4 protein-coding genes are annotated in these 2,594 nt (G+C 72.5%); all 4 read right to left on the reverse strand.

Going from position 1 to position 2,594, the window contains the following annotated elements; all coding sequences use genetic code 11:
- Positions 1-167, reverse strand: a 167-nt coding sequence (locus VIB55_RS25540; RefSeq protein WP_349263050.1) for an FAD-dependent oxidoreductase, incomplete at its 3' end; no start/stop codon positions are given.
- Positions 168-169: 2 nt separating this feature from the next.
- Positions 170-883 carry a methyltransferase domain-containing protein gene (locus tag VIB55_RS18385; protein ID WP_331878128.1) on the reverse strand — a complete coding sequence of 238 codons (714 nt, stop codon included), beginning with the start codon at positions 881-883 and terminating at the stop codon, positions 170-172.
- On the reverse strand, positions 880-1,803 hold the full coding sequence (locus VIB55_RS18390) for a cation diffusion facilitator family transporter (protein ID WP_331878129.1): 924 nt from the start codon (positions 1,801-1,803) through the stop codon (positions 880-882). Before VIB55_RS18390 ends, VIB55_RS18385 begins: the two co-directional genes overlap by 4 nt.
- Positions 1,800-2,594: amidohydrolase family protein (locus VIB55_RS18395; protein WP_331878130.1), on the reverse strand; the 795-nt coding region annotated here is incomplete at its 5' end. The genes VIB55_RS18390 and VIB55_RS18395, both read right to left, overlap by 4 nt.

The raw sequence follows: 2,594 nt of genomic DNA on the forward strand, positions 1-2,594 counted from the left end.
CGGAGGGCGGCGACGCCCGCGGGATTCACGCATTCGCCGCACGGCTTGCGGCGCGGGAATGCGGCGCGGTCAAGCAACAGGACGGCGTGCCCCCGCCGGACCAGATGCGCCGCCGTCGCGCTCCCCGCCGGCCCCGCACCGACGACCACCACGTCCCACGCGCCCATGCTCAGCCTCCCGCTTCCCACACGAGTGCCACGCGAAACGGCACGTGGGCGTGCACGCGTGCGCCGCGCAGCCCCGCGGCCGCCGCGAGTTCGCGCAGCTCCGCGGGCGTGAAGGAGCGGCGGACGGAGAGCGGGCCGTCGTGCCGCGTCACGGGGTGCGTACGCCAGACGGTGGCGGCGAGCAGGTTCGCCCCCACGAGCGCCGGGCGCGACCGCCGGAGATCGTTCACGATGCCGCCCACGCGCGCCACGCGGTCCATCTCCCGCAGCACGCGGAGAACATCATCACGCTCGTTGAAGTGATGGAGTGCGGTGGAGCAGAGGACGACATCGAACGACGCGTCGGGGTAGCGCAGGTCCAGCGCATCCGCCGCTTCGGCGCGCAGGTTGGGATGCCCGGCGATCCGCGTGCGGGCCACGTCCAGCGTCGTGGGATGAAGGTCCGTCGCCACTAATTCCACCGCTACGCCCCGTGCCCGGGCCCAGCGGGCGATGGCGAGTGGAATGTCGGCCGAGCCGGTACCCACGTCCAAGATGCGCCAGGTTCGATCCGCGTCGCGCGCGATCAGCCGCGAGAGGTGGTGGAGGACGATACGCGTCCCTCCCAGCCAACGGTTGACGCCTCGCAGGTCCGCGAGGCTGCGGGCCAGCTCCGCGGCGTCCTGGCCGGGCTCGTCCATCAGCTCGTCGCCGGTGGCGCGTGGGAGCGAGGTCACGCGCGGGCACCCGGGTTCAGCGCCGGTTCCGGCGCGGCGGAACGGGGCTCCACGTGCACGACTACGCGGCGCGCGCCGAGCCAACGCCTGACTTCTTCCTCCACCAGGTCGGCGATGTCGTGCGCGGCCTCCAGGCCGATCTCCGTCGGAACCACGATGGTCAGCTCCGCGAAGCGCGCACCGGGGCGGCCGCGGCTGCGCACGTCGTAGGCGGCCTCCACGCCGTTCATCGCTTCGGCCATGCGGCGGATCTCGGTGGATTCCACCGCGGCCTCGTCCACCAGCACCGGAACCGTCTCGCGCAGGATCTCCCATCCCGTACGCAAGATCAGCACGGCCACGAGAAGCGCCGTCCAAGCGTCCCCCGACCGCCATCCGAGCTTCACCAGGAGCAGCCCCGCGAGCACGGCCAGCGTCACGTATACGTCCGCCCGCAGGTGCGCGGCATCGGCCAGCAGCAACTCGGAGTTGAGCGCCCTCCCCTTGCGCCGCTCGAACAGCGAGGCGGTGAGGCCCAGGACCAGGGAGCCGCCCATCACCGCAACGCCGAGCCACGAATCCACATCCTCGTGCCCACCTTCGCGCAGGCGGCCGACGGCGCTCTGCACCAGTTCGAAGACAGAGATGGAGAGGAAGGCCACCATGGCCAGCGCACCCAGCGCCTCGAACTTCTCGTGGCCGTAGGGATGCTGCTCGTCCGGCTCCGCGGCGGCCACGCGCGCCAGTGCGATGGCCGCCAGCGTGGTCATTACGTCCAGCCCCGAATCGAACGCGCCGCCCAGGATGGAAAGCGAGCCGGTCGCCACGCCCGCGGCCGTCTTGGCTGCCACCAGCACCAGGCTGACGGCCAGCATAATGTTGAGGACGCGGCGTACCTCCCGCGCCCGCTCATCCAGGCTGCCCGCCGCCGCCGAGCTCACGTCATCACCTCGCGCAGCCGCCGCGCGGCATCCGCCAGCAGCGGCTCCAGCCCGGCGGGGTCCAGCGTGGAAAGCTGCCCGTCGCGATACAGCACGCGCCCGTCCACGACCGTCATCACCACGTCGCAGCCGCGGGCGGCGTGAAAGACGGCCGCGAGGGGGTCGTGCACGGGCTGCACGTGGGGCGCGGCCAGGGAGACGGCGCACAGGTCCGCCGCCTTCCCCGGCTCCAGCGTGCCGATCGTCCCATCCAGCCCCAGCGCCCGCGCCCCGTCGATGGTCACCAGCTTCAGCAGGTCGGTGGGGGACAGCACGTCGGGCCGGGCGACGCGCGCGCGGTGGAGGATGGAGGCGATGCGGGCTTCTTCCAGCAGGTCCAGCCGGTTGTTGCTGCCGACGGAATCCGTGCCCAGCCCCACGCGCACGTTGGCTTCGATCATCTCCGGGTAGGGCGCCAGCCCGTGGCCAAGACGGGCGTTCGCCACGGGGCAGTGGGCCACAGCGGAGCCCGTATCCGCCACGCGACGGATGTCGTCCGCGTCCAGCAGGACGCAGTGGATCAGCAGGGGCCGCGCACGGAGGACGCCCAGGCGGTCCAGCATCTCCACCGTCGTCCGTCCCCGCGGCGGCGTGTCGATGCCCCGCGCCCGCAGCCCGGGCGCAAAGTCGCCTTCGCCCGCCTGCACCAGCATCTGCTCGATGCGCGACTCCGACGCGTGCACCGCCATCGGCAGGCGCTCGGCGAGCGCGAACTCGGCGGTGGCGGCAAAGAGCGCGTCGGACACGGTGTA

It is taken from the genome of Longimicrobium sp. (genome assembly GCF_036554565.1).
GTDB lineage: Bacteria > Gemmatimonadota > Gemmatimonadetes > Longimicrobiales > Longimicrobiaceae > Longimicrobium.